The organism is Pedobacter sp. WC2501, assembly GCF_052682415.1.
In genome coordinates, this window is the sequence record NZ_JBQZFI010000001.1 from 4,961,208 (window position 1) to 4,978,830 (window position 17,623).

Genomic DNA, 17,623 nt, shown 5'->3' on the forward strand with positions numbered 1-17,623 from the left:
CTTTTTAAACCCGATTGTTATTTCCGCACGCACCAAGTGGTCATGGCTCTCATGTTCTGCACGTTGGTCGTCTTGATGGGTTCGTGAAGTTGTCCGCCAAGTTTTTTGGTGAGCCTGACCAGCATTTCCTGGTTGACTAAAAAGCGCTCTGATCCGTCCGGAAGAATGTACCTCCCATTTCCGATAAAACGGACCAGCGATTCAATACCGATTTCCGAGGCCAACCGACAGAAGAAATATCCACCGGGTTTAAGTACGCGCCACATGGAGCTTAACATCGCTTCAAAATGTTCCTGGTTTTCAGCAAAGTGGAGTACGGCAGAACTAATGACCAGATCAAAACTTTCATTTTCAGATGGTAATTGTTCTACAGGCGCTATGCTGAAGTTTTCCTCGGGATTGATATGGGGAAAAGCACTGGCTACATTTTTAAGCATTGCTATAGCTTCAGGATTTTGATCTACCCCATAAACCTGTGCACCACTTCTTAAAAAGTAAAGCAGGTTTCTTCCTGTTCCACATCCAGCATCCAAAACAGTCTTACACTCATCATAGGTACCTTTTAGTAACTGGTCGAATAAATAAATATCAATGTTTCCGAAGATTTCCTGTATATGCTCGCTTTTCATCTTTGTAAAGATAACTACAATCGGTCTGGTATTAAATCGCTATCCCCAAGAAATAATATTTTAAGCAACTAATCTCTTACATCAGCCATTACACCTACCCTATTTACTTAAGTAGCTTAATTTCGTTTTCAGTAGGTTATATTACTAACCCAGAACTCATATTTACAGGCAGCTTTCCGGTTTTTGTATCAGTTAGGATATTTATGCAGCCAATGTTTTGAGTTTGTTGTCTTTTGATAGGAACGTCTCGGCTTAATCAGCAAATGCTCCAAACGCAGAAAGTCGAACAACCCCATCCCTGCCTATATTAATACCCTTGTCCACAGCACAAATGTATCAGTTTACAAAAAAAGCGCATCAATCCTGATAGCGCTAGTTTAGATAAAAAGTGCAGACCAAATAGCTCTGCAGCGCGAAAATAGGAAATAGTTCCGAAATAGAGGAAGCTTAGACCAAAAGAAATTATTAATTAACATCCCTATCTTGCATACAAACTGTCCTGTCAGGGACAGACGCGGCATCCTTTTGGAACAAAAGATACAGCAGATGGCCCGGCCCGCAGGGGACAGCCAAAAACAATCCAAGCCATTTCTTAATACCAACCAACCAACAGCCCATTTTACCGAAACAAACAAACAAACAAATCTTCATCAGCTATCATAAAACCAATTATAGAAATGAATATGAAACTGTTTATCGAGATAAGAACTTTGTCCCATAGATGACCGGATTATAACCAATAGTGAAATTCAGGAAAAAATACTGATACTATATATGGCCATAAAAAAGTATGGCAACCCTGCCATTCTGACCAATAGCCTCCAAAATATAAAAACCACTTGTTTTTATTCCCGGGGTTTCTTAAGTTTAAGAAACTAACCTCTATGAACCAGGACCCAATCGTATTATACATAGATGCCGACAACAATCACGGCTTTCTGAGCTACACTCAAGATCCGGATAAAATTTCCAAAAACATCAAGCATTTTGGAGAAGAATATGCCCAGGATATAGAAATACGGAAATCTATATACACCGATGACGTCGTAAGTATAAACATTGTTGGAAAATATATCTGCATTTTACATACCAATGCAGAATTCCAAAGGATGCTGCTTTTTGATTCTATGGCTATTGCGGATGTGGATATGGTGGAGACTTTTTTATCCAAACTATTCAACAGCGCATTATCTGAAGATTTCTTATACAAACTTGAATACCTAAAGTCCCATTCTTCCCGGTCTTTTTATCCCGTTTTGTTAAGCAGTGATATCCCTTCCCCCTGATTAAACTCCATATCAATCTCGTAGTTCCCGTTTGACGCGTTTACTTGTGGACCTGCAAAAAATCTGACCGTGGAAAGAAGGAAAATTGCTTTTGATTTTTTCACTGGCTATCCATTGAAATGGTCATGGCCTTCCCTCTCTGATATAATTAATAAAATGCCTTCCAAAAGCAATGATCTCCATATGGTGAAATGGAACATGCCTAATACTGCCTACGCCAACATCAGTCATCCCACATCTAGCCCACCTTTTTTACCGATAACCATTTTATCCAAGTCAAATCACAATCAGGAAGCCTTAACATCACCCGAATAGCAATACCTATACTAAACCACTCCATAAGCCGTCATAAAAAAGTATCCGTTTCGACAGGACAATATTACTCCGTTTAAAAATAACTATGGTTCATCTGTGACACAATCGATTACCATGCCACCAAAATTGGGGAAGAACCAGCTTCAGCAAAATCTCCAGCTTACAACGTAATCTTACCGGTTGGCCAGGTCCGCCTGTATCTCATTTCCACTGTAAATGGTAACAGTCATTGTTCGAAAGATCATAGCTGCCGGTGGGCTTTTTCAGCCCAAAGCTATAATAATCATCCTCCTGGAAAGGCCTTGAAGTACTTTTAAACTATCTCCGATTTTTTTCTATTTCAATAACTGTTTGATACACTTCAAAAAGCGAAGACTTAAGGTTTCCATTCGTGTAGATATCTTCGTAAAGATAAGTGAAAAATTCTATTGGCCTACCGGTAGATCGTAGGTATGGGTTCCATGTCTTACCGTCTGAACTTAATATCATTTCCCATTCACTCTTATTTTCTTTCAGCAAAACCTCACCAATAACGGCAATAAAATTCAGAAGATGTTTCTTTTTAAATTCAGATATATTGGGTAGCCTATCGAGTTTATAATCTAAATCCTTTAATAGTTGTTCATCAGATTGCACATACTTGACAGATAAAGTATCTATTAATTCTTTTATCAATGAATGGGTATTGTTAGGAAAGTCCTTCCCAAAAGGATTTTTATTGCTCAAGATTTCCGTTCCATGTGACGTCTGATTGTCTACAAGAACCCTCTCAACATCATCAACATTATCAAAAAGCATATAATAATCACCTTCATTAGCGATTACATCTTGATTGTTTAATTGATAAACCTCAACGCCAAATTGCTTTCTAAACTTTTCTATCGGACCTCCGGATACAGTTAATTTTAAAGTTTCAAATTCATTAAAACTAAGCGATTTACATTTGATGAATATCCCATTGCTTAATTCGATATTATCCATTTTTTCAGTTTTGCTATTTAATTTACAAGACGATATTACTAAAAAACTAAATAATATTGTCAATATTTTATTTGATTTCATCATCTCAACTACCATTTGGTTTCGGTCGATTGTCCAGGTCCTTTAGGAACGTTAATCGTTGGGCTACCAGTATTTATAAAATTCAATGCCTTGATACCAGGGGCTACGCGAATTCGTGAGGAGTCTTCTGTATCTTGTTGTGTAACCCTCTGATATAGTTTCACATGTTTAGAGGTAGCATAATCAATTAGATCAGCAGCAATGGTAGCATTTGAAGGAGTGACCAATGTAAGTTTTGCGGCTCCATAATCTGATGCTTTAATATTAGGATTAAACTTTCCGTCTTCGTAACCACCTTTCATATTACTTAAAACGTCTATCATCCCCTTTATTTGACCCGGATTATTTGGGTCATTCAATGACACACTAGATTTAAATTTCACTTCAAGGAAAGAACCTTGGGGAAAATAAGTCATTTTTGTTTCTATGTTTCTGGGATTACCTAAATCAATGGATCTTACAGCACTACCCCCAACCATATCGGGAATAACCTTTGGCCCAAAAGCAGAAGAACTAAAAGACTTTGTATTCTTATTTTCTCCTAATGAATTTATTACCGCATTTTCAAAAACCCTACCTACTTTCGTAATACCTATCCCACCGGAGTTAAAAACACCATTACTTGCCGCAGTCTGAACAAATCTACCTGTAGTATTTGACGTAAATTTTCTAAATAATGCATCGTATAATATAACTACCGGATTTGGCCACATCCCATCTGGATCAATATGAGATGTTGGATTATCAAAGCCATAGCTGTACGGTGACAATTCTCTCCCCTTCTCGGCTAAAGGATCAACCACATTCCATCTCCCAATCACCGGATCATAGAACCTCGCCCCATAATCATACTGGTTGGCCAGATCCGTCTGTATTTCCTTTCCATTGTAAAGGTAACGGTTATTGTTCGAAAGATCATAACTGCCAGTGGGCTTTTTCAGTCCAAAGCTATAATACTCATCCTCCTGGATAATCCTTGCAGTACCGTTGTAGTTATCAATGCTTACCCGTGTATTACCAAGGTGGTCTTCGAGGTTGTACTCATAGTTCCAGATACCGTTACGGAAAGTTACCCTTCCCTCTTCTGTACCAATAAAATCCAGAACATTATCATGGTAAACTATTCCTCCAATATAATCGCGCACGCCATCTGTCCCACTGTTCCTCAGTTTCCGGCCTGTCGCATCATAGATATAAGCAGCTTCAATTATACTGCTATTGTTCTGCTGACTGACCGTTTTTGGCAGGTTAAGGGAGTTATAGGTGATGCTTTTGCCCATTCCATCACTCATAGCGTTCCCATTGGCATCGTAGCTGTAACTGCGGGGACTGTAACCGGTAACCGTACTCAACTGGTTACCATTATAAATATAATTTAACTGACCTCCCCCTACGCCTCCGCGGTTGAGCTGGGCAATGTTCCCCATTACATCATAGCTCACCGCCTCGTCCAGCTCATTACCGGTAGATGAAGTATTCACCAAACGGTCCAGTTTGTCATAAGTATATCCGAAAGTCCTTACACCGGGATTACTGACCATGGTAGCCGACAGGCTCATGCCAGAAATATTACCGTTCCACTGGGCACCGGCACCATTGTTATAGGCCAGATGCATAGAAAATTTGGGAGAGCTGCTTTCAGCCAGCCATCCGCGCTCGTTATAACTAAAATCAGTATTTAACAGATTGTTGCCGATCTGTTTATTCGTCAGTTGTCCAATTTCGTTGTACGTTAAAGCTGCCAAGAGCACGCTGTCGCCACTATTAATCCTTTGCCAGGTCTCAAGCTTTCGCCCCATATGGTCATATGCATACCTGTTATAGATCTGAACAGACTGGCTACCGGAACTATGTACCCGAATACTCGTCTGCAGTTCATCGGTAAAGCTCCAGGTGTTGGTCACCTCGTCTATCCCACCTAAATGGTTCTGGCTTTTGTTCTGGACAATCCGCGCTTCCCCATCGTAATAGTTCACAGTTGCCAGCATATCCGCGCTGCCCAGCGTATTGACCCTGCTACCTGTTAATAGGGCATGCACATTCTGGTTTTGATTTCCTGTTGCCCCCCCGAAAGGATTACCGGGAAAACTGTAACCATCATAATAGTTCATGATATGGTAAGTGCCTATACTACCCTGTGGTGCTGCATTGTTGCTATATCCTGTAACGGCATTATTAACGTCGCGTTTCTCCCAAGGGGAGGAATTATAGACAATCCCCTGAAGTTCGTTACGGTAGTTTATATTTGCCTGGTTTCCATGCAGGTCATCAGCCCAGATCCCCGAAAGCACCATACGCCCAAGGGCATCATATTTAAAAAACTGCCACTGCTGTGGGCTCAGTCCCCGCTGGTTAGCATCCTGGGTCATCACCGCCTGGTCCAGCCTGTTGTATACCATAAACTCCCAGCCCTTTCCCGGCAGTTTTTTTTCAATCATACGCCCCATCCCGTCATAGCGGTACTGATAGCACCAGGCATCCAACGCATTCTGGCCCGGGACATTGCTGTCCGCCCCCGCGCCGGGCGGAAGCACGAAACTGAGATGGCCCATTGCATCATACACGTAATAGGTTGAAAGCGTTTCAAGGGCCCCGTTCGGGTTTTTGTTAAAAAGCCGTTTAAGCACCACCTGGCCCTCAAGGTTTTTATATTCGTGCACCTGGCCTGCCAGCCCATCGCTGGCCGTCCAATTCTCATCCTTGGTAACGTTCAGGTAAAGGCTACCGGCATTATAACTGCCCAGCCCTGTTAATGTCCGCTGATGCTCCTGCCCTGCCGTTAAAACCTCATCGGCACGGAAAGACTTTACAGCATACTCACCCTCAGCTTTGTTCACCCCATATGAAAGACGAACAGTATGCGCGAGATCATCTGTCCCATTATAGAGGGGCTGCCAGTCATCTCCCGGGCTACCTTTTTCAATAAGCCTTCCCAAAGGTGAAGGCTCGGATATGCTAACAGAAATGGGCATAGGATTAGCGCTCACACCAGGGGCGCCATAGGCCGCAGGATCATAGTAAAAGTTCAGTGCATAAACAAAATCATCCGGCTTAAAACTTCCATCGCTCACCTCGGAAGGCGGGATTACATAAGGAAGTGCATTAAACTCCTGCTGCCCATAAGAGTTATAGGCAATGGGCTGTACTACGTCCCTTTGTGCCGGGCTTCCCTTTATTTGTATAGTCTGTAGGGCTCTGCCAAGCCCGTCAAAGTACTGGACAGATGCCATTAAATTGCATGTCAGATTGCCCGCATCCGCAGGGTTTATGATATTCGCTTTTCGCGGCGTATAGGTAATAATGTAGTTTTTGTCGGAAGATGGAGAAGTTCCCAGTTCCTGGAATCCGGCCGACAGAACATGTAACTTATTCGCGATCCTGACCTTTGCTTTTACCCCAAGGACTGAATCTGTTTTTGTCTTTAACACCGCCCTGTACAAGGCCGGCCTGGAAGATCCTTTGTCCGCTACGCTTTTTATAACGGTCTGGGCATAGGAAGGCGCTACAGCAAACAGTATTGCAGACACCAGATGGAGCATCACTCTTTTCATATCGCTATTATTGATCTTTGTAGTGATAATCAAACTGCTTGACAATATTCCGGCTAACGTCCCTGATACATCTGAGACGGTGATAACCATCATATTCGTAATAAATAGTCTGCCCGTTCGCATCCGTAGCTGAGGTCATGCCTATTGCAGGTGTATATGTCCAGGTAGCCATCTGTGCATCTGTGGGGTATAGCCTCAGTTCATCAATGTAGGTCCGCTCGGGACCATCTATATCAATACTGGACGCCCCGTTAACTTCATATTCATAATATTTCATATCCGATCCCAATATATCCCGGCTAGCTTTTAGGGTTCCGTTAATATTGGGTATGGCTACATTTGAATAAAAAGACAAAATATAGCTCTTTGCAGGGTCGAGGCCATCCTTGGTGATCGTATGGTTGAGCGTTGAACAGAAAAAAACATTTTCGCCGGTGACGGCACTGGAAACCTTAATAATTCCAGGTATCCGCTGGGTGTCATAGGAAACCGAATCCTGATAGGTCCATCCCCCGGTATCTTTGCCCCACTCGAAACTTGTAAAAGCAAAGTCCCCACTGCCGGCATTTTTTACTTCGGCAACAGGATACTGACTGTTATAGCCCCAGAGATAGGACTGGACCGTCTGCGGAAGCCCTGCATCCACTTTGAGCACCTGAGCGATCTTTCCCCAGGCATCATAGGCATAAGCAAGCCTGCTGTTCAATTTCGGATCGAACACTTCCTCCTCATAGCCGTTCAGAAAATTGACATGATAATTCTGGTATTGATAGGTAGGTATCCCGTTCGGGCTTTTAAGGACATAGCCAGCAGAAGGGAGGGGCAAACGCTTCACCCCGGTTCCAGGGATAATCACACTCGCCATTTTAAGGCTGTTCACCATAACAGAGGTGATTTTTTCAGTCCCTTCGGATACCGTCGAGGTGATGGTCTCAACCGGTGTACCGATCATGTTGCTCTGGCACATATACGAATATGGATTTACCGAAGGTTCCTGAGGAATATACGGTATAATATCAAAAGGATAACGGTAACGTGTCTTATACCGCTCTCCCCTGCTCCCGTTCACTGTTTTTTCCCTCAGTACGCTGTATTTTTCATCATAAGAAAAGTCACTGACCACAGGTACCGATGCGGAACCGTCAGCATAATATTTAACCGTTTCTTCCCTCAGCGGGCGGAAAGAATAATAATAAAGCCGGTAGGCACCCACCTCAAAGGAATCATACTGGGAACCTGAACCTATCGGGGTTAAATAACTGCACCGGGTGAAAGATGAAATCCTTTTGGAGCGGGCACAGAGGGGCCTGTTGATATCGGCGCCAATGGTCGAGCTTCCCCAGGATATTTTGTGGGATTCTACCAGTCTTCCTTCGTGGGTATAAATTTCCTCACTTTTCTGTCTTCCCCTTTCAAAGGCCCTTGAGCTCACCGGATAGTCAGGAAAAAACGCAGGGTTCACCAGGGTCGCCGGGTCATCAAAATGGTTGTCTTCAAAACCGGTATACTTGGTAATCTTATACCCGTTCCCTGGGTTTATGTCCCCAAAAAGCGAACTGGCTGCAGGCATTTCCATCTCGACCACCTCGGAATAACCTATCGGATTATAATAGAACTCATCGTTTATCGGGATTACTTCATTAGAGGTCTTTAGTGAATAATCCACTTTGATATTATCAGTTGCTCCATTTGGATAGGTGACATTGTAGTCCTCCTTATATTTATGGCTGTATTTTGGAACACCGTTCAAGATCCCGCTCGGTTCGAACGATGAAAGCGCCCCCCCAGGCAGATAGCCTTTCACGTAATAATAGTTTTTCTTTCTGACGTTATTGCCGACCACATTATCCCGTCCGTCATTATCGGTTATCGTCTTTATCCTTGGCCCGCCACCGTAAAGCAAACCGTGATTTAAAAGCCCCTGCCTTGTGGAATCTAGTGAGACCTTGTAACTGCCCTGTTCATAGGTAAAATTGGTGCTTCCCCCTGTTGGGTAGACCATGCGGGTAAGCAGGTTGGTATGCAGTACTATTTCATCGGTTGTTGCTGAGCGGCTTTGATAATAGGCAGCAGGGTACAGCTCTGCCGAATCCAGTACTGAAGATTTCATATTGCTGTAAAAACCCCAATGATCAGACTTTTCGGATAGATAAGCAGGAAAATTGTCATTGTTGCTCTCTTCTATCGAATATGCAAACCGATAAGGCTTTTGCGCCAAACCTTCACCAGACACCTCTGTAACACTGTACAGCATCAGACGTCCTCGCTGATCATATGGTGTCTGGGTGGTATAATTGAGCCTGACTGTTTTTAACGTCCCAGAGGAATTGCCCCAACGGATGCTGTCTAATTTTCGTGACCCCATCCGGTCGTTATTCAGGTCAAGAATATCGCCCGAAAACTCCCGGATTGTTGACGTTCTCGTCGCATAATAATTCTCATTACGGTGGATAAGTACATTATCAAACGCATAGAACGGATCATAGCATTTCGAACTATAGAAATCCAAAAAATCTCCCCAGGAGCTCTTCACTGAAGTCAGATATATAGGTGAAATGACCTGCCCTCCGATCGGATCAGAAACCACCTGGGCCGCACAATCCTGCGTACCGTTTATGTAGGCTCCCGTTACCGAATAGGACTGGATCACCTGAAGGTCAACGAGAAGTTTGCCTCTTTCATAAGAAAAATCAAGCTGCCTGCCATCAGGCCAGACAACTTGAGTAATATGCCATGATGTGGCCAGCCAGTCATCCCAGTTCTGGGAATTGTATGTCAGGTTATATTCTATAGAATCGTTGCTGCCCCCAAAAAAATACCTAATACCCTGATCATCGGTTAAAATAAATCTTTTGAAGGCCCTTAAAGTAGGTTTATAATAAAAAAAGGAGTTTGCTACTTCACTAGTCTTTCTATTCGGCACAGGAAAGGGGGACATAATGAACTCGTCGAGAAATTCAACTGTTATATGTTGATCGCAGCGCACCTGCCATTTCCCTTGTTCATCCAGAAAAAATTTACCGCTATAGCCATTTATCATGAACGAAAATTCATCCGGTTCCGTATCATATTGGGAAGCAAGCCTTATATCTGGAGTTGCCGTATCCCAATCACTCCCCTGTAAATATGTACGGCTCACTTGCGAGTAAAAACCCCCTCCCGGGTATATGGGTGGGGTTTCACGAATGAACCTGTCAGCGAAAGGCCTATCATTCTCATCGTTTTTATCCCTGATCTTCCGTGAAATGACCCCACCACCGAAAACATTCATCGCCCAGCCTAAACCCGCCCAACCTGGATGGCTATCAGGTTTGACTACAGAAACATTGTAATCAAGGCTTACCGGTAAAGAAATCCCGTTGTTTTTTATATCGAACAATGGAACACTGATTTCGGGGTGCCCCAGATATTTAGCAACCTTTATATCCCCAAAAACACCAAGCGATGTGATATTGGGAGCGGTCATCGTTGGCGTAAGATTGATCTGCTGGGGATTTTGATGAGCAGGGGTATCTTCGCCTGGGCCGCGCTGGGCAAAAATCTGCACACAATTAGTGAGAAAAAACAGCATGAAGGTCATGCCGTAATGTGAAGTTCGCATAGAGAGCTGTTAATTTTGAGATAGCTAATTATTTTTACCGTGTCTAAATAAGTTAAAATAAATGAGCCTTTCAGAAAAGATTAATCATATAACACCTAGTTTACAGCATATTAACATAACCAAAACTTCTTCATCAAAAGAAAATCCCAAAATTATTCCGGCTGATCTTCACGCCAATCGACCTAAACCAAGACTGGTATGGTGCAGAAATGCAGGATGGTGATTTTTGACTAGTCCTAAAATAGATTGAGTCATGAATAGTTGTACGTCCTTTTATTGCCATCTTCAATGCTATCGACACTCCATCCGTATGGAGGCTTCCATGCAGGTGATAGCCAATTATCTTTGTGAAGAATGCATCTGTAACCAAACTTAAGTAGCCCGTTTATTCTACCGTATCGATGTAGGTTATATCACTAACCCAGAACTCATCTGTACGGGCAGCTTTCCGGTTTTTGTATCAGTTAGGATATTTATGCAGCCAATGTTTTGAGTTTGTTGTCTTTTGATAGGAACGTCTCGGCTTAATCAGCAAATGCTCCAAACGCAGAAAGGCGAACAACCCATCCCTGCCTATCTTAATACCCTTGTCAACAAATGTACCAGTATACAAAAAAAAGCGCATCAATCCTGATAGCGCTAGTTTAGATAAAAAGTGCATGCCAAATAGCTCTGCAGCGCGAAAGTAGGAAATAGTTCCGAAATAGAGGAAGCTTAGACCAAAAGAAATTATTAATTAACATCCCTATCTTGCATACAAACTGTCCTTTCAGGGACAGACGCGGCATCGTTCCAGAACAAAAGATACAGCAGATGGCCCGGCTCGCAGGGGACAGCCAAAAACAATCCAATCCCCCTTCTTAATACCAACCAACCAACAGCCCATTTTACCAAAACAAACAAACAAACAAACAAACAAACAAACAAACAAACAAACAAACAAACCATCATCTAGCTAATTGCCAGGTCAAAATGTGCGATAGCCTCCAAAATATAAAAACCACTTGTTTTTATTCCAAGGGTTCTTAAGTTTAAGAAACTAACCTTTATGAACCAGGACCCAATCGTATTATACATAGATGCCGACAACAATTACAGCTTTCTGAGCTATACTCAAGATCCGGATAAGATATCCAAAAATATCAATCATTTTGGAGAAGAATATGCCCAGGATATAGAAATAAGAAAATCTATATACACCGATGATGTCGTAAGTATAAACATTGTTGGAAAATATATCTGCATCTTACATACCAATACAGAATTCCAGAGGATGCTACTTTTTGATGCTATGGCTATTGCGGATGTGGATATGGTGGAGACTTTTTTATCCAAACTATTCAACAGCGCGTTATCTGATGATTTCTTATACAAACTTGAATACCTAAAGTCCCATTCTTCCCTGTCTTTTTATCCGGTTTTGTTAAGTAGTGATATCCCCTCCACTGAATAAATTCCATATCAATTTCGTAGTTCCCCTCTGACGCGTTTACCTGTGAACCTACAAAAACCCTGGCCCTGGAAAAACCACAACCAAAACAACACTTCCATTTGTTGAAACAAACAAACAAACAAACAAACAAACGCATACCCTGCTAAGCTATCCCTCTACCAAATCCCAGCCCACCACCTCATCCAACCAGAATCATCTTACAGCCCTGACCGTCCCCTATCAGAACACAACACCAGATTCCCCTAGCGCCCCGTGGCCTGAACTGGTGATATTTAAAAAAACTAAATTGATTAAATCACCTTTGATGACTAAATTTGTTTAAAATCGACCGGAAAACTCCCTATATCGAATAAACCGGATTTGAAATAATGTCCCATCAAAATTTAATTGAATGATCATGATCATCGGGAGAAGACTTAAATGCTAATCTAGGAAAGACCAAAGCGTGAGCAAAAGGCCCGATAAGTTAATGGTCAGCACCAATTAAAAGAACGGTCAGGTGAGTCAAAGCTATTGCTAAAGGTAAGACCTATATTGTAGAAAACGCCTGACCGTCCAAGATGGGAAATAAAACTGTCAACTATGGATACATTGAATAAGACAAAAAGGTATGTCTATTTCATCGGGATCGACATATCAAAAGAAACCCTGGATATCGCCGTCATGGCCCAGGGATCTATTTTGGTCCACAATACCATCCCCAATGAACCAAAAGCGATCAAGGACCATATGCTGCACCTGAAAGCTTCTTTGAAGTTTACCACCAGAAATACCGTTGTCGGAATGGAAAACACAGGAATATATGGCAATCACGTGGTCAACAAACTGAAGACGCTTAAAATCGATACTGTTGTCGACCCTCCTCTTCGCATTAAAAATTCTTCGGGTTTAATCAGGGGCAAAACTGATAAAAAAGATGCTGAAAGAATCGCCCTTTACCTTTATAAATCCAGGGATGTATTAAGATTAAGAGTACCAAGGCGGCCAATCATCGAACAGCTGGCAGGTTTATCCACTTTGAGAAAGCGGTTACAATCCCTTCATATCGCTATGCGTGTCCCCTTAAAAGAGAACACCGGCTTTGTAAAGAAAGGCCTGATCGAACAGAACAACAGGCTTTGCTCCAGGAGTATCGATGCGCTTAGACTGGATATAAAGGATGTTGAAGATTCAATCGAGGCGACATGGAAAGCGGATGAAGAAACAAACCGCCTGATGACCTTGATGCAGTCAGTGCCCTGTGTCGGTCCCGTGGTTGCACTGGAGATCCTCATCTGCACCAATGAATTCAAAAACATCAGTACCATCAAACAGTTCGCATCATACGCTGGAATAGCACCCTTCCCTTATAAATCGGGAACCACCGTCCGTAAGAAAACCCGGATATCAAAGATTGCCAATAAAAAAATGAAAGCCCTACTACATAACTCTGCCGTTCTGGCCAAAAAGTTTATCCCGGATATCAAGGCTTACTATCACCGTAAAATGGATATAGAGGGAAAACACAAGATGTCAGTACTCAATGCTATCCGATTAAAAATCGCTGCAAGGGTATACTCTTGTATAAAAAACAATAGATTATACGAAAAAATACATGAATACAAACCTGCGAACGATCTTACCCCGCCAATTTAACCAGTCAAGATCAATCAACCCGTTTGGTAATGATTCAAAGAACTGCCTGGTAAGAAGGGAAAATGGAATTCCCTATCCCTTAGCCCTAGAACACTATACACTGGATCATCCTGGTGAAAATGCAAAAACCCATCACCAAGGAATTATTTAAGCAGTCAAACTTTGCTAGGCGTGCCCTATAGCCTCATCCCAGCCTTCATAAGCCTGTATACCTTCGCGGACTGCATGCAATACCGGAAGGTCCAGTTCGCAGCCCTGGCTTTCGCAGCGGGCATGATCTCTCTCATCCAATTGAATAGTGCCGATTACCTCGCCGTTTTCTGATATTTCATACCGGGCATTTCCCAAAGGGCGGATGTCATAAAACCTGCCCTGGTTCTCTATTGCCACTTCTATTCTAAACTGTTCCATGTTCTACTTTGATTGGTATATTATCGACTACTTCTGCAGGCTTGTCATTAATTGTCTGATCCTGCTGGAATCTTGGATCCAGTTCATCGGTCTCTGCGGTGATGGCGGGATCCAGGAGAACCTTTTGCTCTCCCTTTTCTTTTTTCGGCTGCTGGCGGTCTCCTGTGGTTTCCATATTACTTTTTATGGTTCAACAATTTATTCCGCGAAAGGTTCGGTGCAGCACTGATTTTATATTTTGCTATTAGTGATCTGCGGGGTGGCTACTATAATGTGCGAGATGATCAAGAAGCGGAGTGATATACCCACTTTGGGAATTACCGGACAAAGCATCAATACCAATATACTACATGATTTTGGATCAAAATATACCATCTATATTCATTTCTTAAAGCGCAAACAAAACAAGGGCACATTTCCAACACTATAGGCTAAATGGGAGCTGTCTAATCCAGCTACTATCTAAAGAAATTGATTTAAGGTCTAAAGTTTGCCTCGCTTACATCAGAAAATGTCATTTTTAAATTATGTACCTGTGCTATGTGGTAGTATTTGATTTTATTTAAATTTAAAAAAGATACAACTAATCAAACAAATCTCCCCAATCCAGCGCAAATCCCAGCACTTGGTCTGAGGATTTCGCTGAAAGTAGTTCTTTCCCACCTTTAGCTGGTAACCATGAGAATTGAAGGTGAATGTACGTTAGAAAATGATATCGGAATTTTAAGTCCCAATGATTTTCCTAAAAGTCAGATTGACCCTTGGCCCCATTGGTCTGGTTGATTTTGCAATCCTATGGTCCCACTTGGTCTGCAGGTCTCCTTTCATTAGGAGCAGCGAACCATGCTCAAGCCTGACGGTATATTTTTCTGTATGATCAGTTTTCCGGCGGATATCAAAGCCCCTTACCTGTCCAAAAGACACGGATGCGATAACGGGATGTGAACCCATCACTGTTTCGTTGTCACTGTGCCAGGCAACCGAATCCTGTCCATCCCGGTAATAGTTAAGCAGTACACTATTAAAGCTGGTCCCTGCTGTTGCTTCGACCGAAGCTTTCAGTTTTAAAAGTCCGGCTGTCCATGGCAAAGGTGTGGATTTCCCAAGGGCATTATAATCTGTCCCCCCACGATCTCCATACCATGCAGAAAGCCTGGGGGTAATCACCTCTTTATCATACCTCTTTACTATCTTCTGCATCCAGGGAGTAGTTGAAATAAAAGATGAAAGCAGGACATCTGCCTCTTCAACACCAATAAATCCCGGCATATACTCCAGCACTTCTCTTGGCAGCCCTGGTGTCTGGCCTGATTCCCTAAAAAAACTCAGCTGTTCCATATCCAACACAAATGTGCAAAATAATTTTAAAATACTAATATTTTTAGCATTATATTTGTCCATGTAAAAACAAAAAGGAGGTTGATCATGGAACAGGCAGCAAAAAAACAGGTCATAGAGGGCTTAAGGGAGCAGATCCTTTCGATGCAGGGTTATAAGACCATATCCAAAAGCCAACAGCATATCCCCTGTCTTGAGCTTTTTGCACCTGCTTTTCCAGGCCATAGCTTTCCCCTGCAGGGCATCCATGAATTCATATCGGAAAGCAGCGAAGAGACCGCTGCCAGCAGTGGTTTTATCAGCGGCATACTGTCCGCACTGATGAAGGACGGCAGCCCCTGCATCTGGATCAGTGCCTCCAGAAAATTCTTCCCGCCGGCAGCCAAAAGATTTTCACTCCCAGCCTCATCCATCATCTTCATCGACCTGCAAAACGAAAAAGAACTCTTATGGGTAACCGAAGAAGCCCTTAAATGCGAAGGGCTCGCTGCCGTGGTCTCCGAAATCCCGGACTTGGATTTTGCCACCTCCAGAAGGTTCCAGCTGGTCATCGAAAAAAGCAAAGTCACTGCCCTATTCTTAAGGGAAAACCCAAAGATACGCGCCAACACCACCTGTTTAGCCCGATGGAAGATCAGTCCATTGCCAAGCATACTGCCCGAAGGCATGCCCGGTGTCGGCCAACCCAGCTGGAAAGCAGAACTGCTAAAAGTACGTAACGGCGAGGGCGGCACCTTTGAGGTAAGCTGGTCCGGCAGCGCGTTCGAACACTTGAAAAAAGAAAACACCAGGATTTTACCTATCCATGAACTGCAGGCAGGATAAAGATGGCAAAGCGATACATGAGAATATGGTTTCCGTTTCTGCTAACGGACTGGATGGCTATCCGCCGCCCGGAATGGAAAGAACGGGCAATGGTATGCGCAGGTGCCAGCCATGGGCGTATGATGGCCATCGCTACCAATCAACTGGCTAACGCCCATGGCATCCATAACGGAATGCCCCTTGCCGATTCGCGGGCGATTGTCCACCAGCTCGAAGTCTTTGATGAAAAACCGGGAAGAAAAGAAAAACTACTTGAAGGCCTTGCCAGATGGGCCATCCGTTATACCCCGCTCTCTTCTACCGATCCGGACGGCATCCTGCTTGACATCACAGGCTGCTGCCACTTATGGGGTGGAGAAGAAGCCTACCTTAAGCACATCACCAGCAGGCTCCAGTCATCAGGTTATTGCGTAAAAGCTGCAATCGCAGACACCATTGGTGCAGCCTGGGCACTCTCCCGGTATGGACAGGGAGCTGAGATCGTAGCACCACATGGGCAGCATTTTGCTTTACTTCCCCTTCCACCAGCAGCCCTGCGGATCCCCAGTGAAACCACCGAAAAACTGCACAAACTGGGTTTAAACAGGATTGAGCGCTTTATCCAGATGCCCCGCAGCACCTTAAGAAGAAGGTTTGGGGAAAACCTGCTCATCAAAATAGCGCAGGCCATAGGTGAGGAACCCGAAGCCTTCACTCCAATTACCACCATTCAGGAATTTGAAGAAAGGCTGGCCTGCCTGGAGCCTATCCGCACAGCCAAAGCCATCGAAATCGCCATCGAAAGACTGCTCGATAAACTTTGTTTAAGGCTCAAAACAGAAGGCTCAGGCCTTAGAAAAGCACAACTGAAAGGTTACCGGATAGATGGAAAAACAATATCAACTGCTATCGGCACTAACCGCCCGAGCGATGATCCAAAACACCTGATGAAACTCTTTGCCCTCAACATTTCAGGAATTGCACCCGGCATGGGCATAGAGCTTTTCACACTAACTGCTGAAAAGACCGAAAAAATGGAACGTCCACAGGAAAAAATCTGGGCGGGCCAGGCCGGCCTTGACAGCCAGCCACTGGCAGAATTACTGGACCGCGTGGCTGGAAAAATTGGTAAAAACGCTATCCGCCGCTACCTGCCCAAGGCAGACTACTGGCCGGAAAGGGCAGTTAAACAGGCTAAAGATCTCAGCGAGGACAGCAGGATAAGTTTCCATAATCCCCTGAACCGCCCCATACAACTGCTTCCAAGACCGGAACGGATCGAAGTTACCGCACCTATCCCCGATTATCCGCCCATGCTCTTTATCTACCAGGGACAGCGCCACAGCATCAAAAAAGCAGACGGGCCGGAAAGACTTGAACGTGCCTGGTGGCTGGAAGAAGGGGAACACCGTGATTATTATACCGTGGAAGACGAAAAAGGGAACCGTTACTGGCTCTTCCGCTCAGGCCACTATGCCGCAGAAAACTCAGCCTGGTTTATCCATGGCTTTTTTGCCTAAACCTTAAAAAGAAAAGCG

Annotated in this window: 13 protein-coding genes; 6 read left to right on the plus strand and 7 right to left on the minus strand. The window is 43.6% G+C overall.

Annotated features, from left to right (window positions below; genetic code table 11):
• Nucleotides 1-17: 17 nt before the first annotated feature.
• Nucleotides 18-629, minus strand: a complete 612-nt coding sequence (locus ACUN24_RS20950; protein ID WP_445564285.1) for a class I SAM-dependent methyltransferase — start codon at nucleotides 627-629, stop codon at nucleotides 18-20.
• Between the two features lie 884 nt (nucleotides 630-1,513).
• Here ACUN24_RS20950 and ACUN24_RS20955 point away from each other — a divergent pair.
• Entirely contained in the window at nucleotides 1,514-1,915 is a 402-nt protein-coding gene (locus ACUN24_RS20955) for a hypothetical protein (protein ID WP_445564286.1), read from the plus strand.
• 633 nt (nucleotides 1,916-2,548) lie between these two features.
• Here ACUN24_RS20955 and ACUN24_RS20960 read toward each other — a convergent pair.
• Genes ACUN24_RS20960 through ACUN24_RS20970 form a run of 3 tightly spaced genes read right to left on the minus strand, consistent with a single transcriptional unit; the run spans nucleotide 2,549 to nucleotide 10,444 of the window.
• Nucleotides 2,549-3,295, minus strand: coding sequence for a hypothetical protein (locus tag ACUN24_RS20960; RefSeq protein WP_445564287.1), 747 nt, complete (start codon nucleotides 3,293-3,295; stop codon nucleotides 2,549-2,551).
• Between the two features lie 5 nt (nucleotides 3,296-3,300).
• Nucleotides 3,301-6,843: an RHS repeat domain-containing protein gene (locus tag ACUN24_RS20965; RefSeq protein ID WP_445564288.1), complete on the minus strand. Its 3,543-nt coding sequence runs from the start codon at nucleotides 6,841-6,843 to the stop codon at nucleotides 3,301-3,303.
• Nucleotides 6,844-6,850: 7 nt separating this feature from the next.
• Nucleotides 6,851-10,444 carry a hypothetical protein gene (locus ACUN24_RS20970; protein WP_445564289.1) on the minus strand — a complete coding sequence of 1,198 codons (3,594 nt, stop codon included), beginning with the start codon at nucleotides 10,442-10,444 and terminating at the stop codon, nucleotides 6,851-6,853.
• Nucleotides 10,445-11,492: 1,048 nt separating this feature from the next.
• Between ACUN24_RS20970 and ACUN24_RS20975 the strand changes: the two genes are divergently transcribed.
• Together ACUN24_RS20975 and ACUN24_RS20980 are read left to right on the plus strand one after the other, a co-directional pair.
• On the plus strand, nucleotides 11,493-11,897 hold the full coding sequence (locus ACUN24_RS20975) for a hypothetical protein (protein WP_445564290.1): 405 nt from the start codon (nucleotides 11,493-11,495) through the stop codon (nucleotides 11,895-11,897).
• Between the two features lie 582 nt (nucleotides 11,898-12,479).
• The gene (locus tag ACUN24_RS20980; RefSeq protein WP_445564291.1) at nucleotides 12,480-13,532 is read left to right on the plus strand and encodes an IS110 family transposase; all 1,053 of its coding nucleotides are present in this window, start codon (nucleotides 12,480-12,482) and stop codon (nucleotides 13,530-13,532) included.
• A 165-nt stretch (nucleotides 13,533-13,697) separates the two neighbouring features.
• Here ACUN24_RS20980 and ACUN24_RS20985 read toward each other — a convergent pair whose 3' ends face one another.
• Together ACUN24_RS20985 and ACUN24_RS20990 are read right to left on the minus strand one after the other, a co-directional pair.
• Complete coding sequence (locus ACUN24_RS20985) at nucleotides 13,698-13,943, minus strand: hypothetical protein (RefSeq protein ID WP_445564292.1); 246 nt, start codon at nucleotides 13,941-13,943, stop codon at nucleotides 13,698-13,700.
• A complete protein-coding gene (locus ACUN24_RS20990) occupies nucleotides 13,930-14,118 on the minus strand; it encodes a hypothetical protein (RefSeq protein ID WP_445564293.1) in 189 nt (62 codons plus the stop codon). Before ACUN24_RS20990 ends, ACUN24_RS20985 begins: the two co-directional genes overlap by 14 nt.
• A gap of 105 nt (nucleotides 14,119-14,223) precedes the next feature.
• On the opposite strand from ACUN24_RS20990, the gene ACUN24_RS20995 reads away from it, so the two are divergent.
• Nucleotides 14,224-14,373 carry a hypothetical protein gene (locus ACUN24_RS20995; protein ID WP_445564294.1) on the plus strand — a complete coding sequence of 50 codons (150 nt, stop codon included), beginning with the start codon at nucleotides 14,224-14,226 and terminating at the stop codon, nucleotides 14,371-14,373.
• Nucleotides 14,374-14,666: 293 nt separating this feature from the next.
• Here ACUN24_RS20995 and ACUN24_RS21000 read toward each other — a convergent pair whose 3' ends face one another.
• The gene (locus ACUN24_RS21000) at nucleotides 14,667-15,344 is read right to left on the minus strand and encodes an alpha-ketoglutarate-dependent dioxygenase AlkB family protein (RefSeq protein WP_445564295.1); all 678 of its coding nucleotides are present in this window, start codon (nucleotides 15,342-15,344) and stop codon (nucleotides 14,667-14,669) included.
• A gap of 24 nt (nucleotides 15,345-15,368) precedes the next feature.
• Between ACUN24_RS21000 and ACUN24_RS21005 the strand changes: the two genes are divergently transcribed.
• Together ACUN24_RS21005 and ACUN24_RS21010 are read left to right on the plus strand one after the other, a co-directional pair.
• Complete coding sequence (locus ACUN24_RS21005) at nucleotides 15,369-16,106, plus strand: ImuA family protein (protein ID WP_445564296.1); 738 nt, start codon at nucleotides 15,369-15,371, stop codon at nucleotides 16,104-16,106.
• Between the two features lie 53 nt (nucleotides 16,107-16,159).
• The gene (locus ACUN24_RS21010; RefSeq protein WP_445564297.1) at nucleotides 16,160-17,605 is read left to right on the plus strand and encodes a Y-family DNA polymerase; all 1,446 of its coding nucleotides are present in this window, start codon (nucleotides 16,160-16,162) and stop codon (nucleotides 17,603-17,605) included.
• The last annotated feature ends 18 nt before the right edge of the window (nucleotides 17,606-17,623 follow it).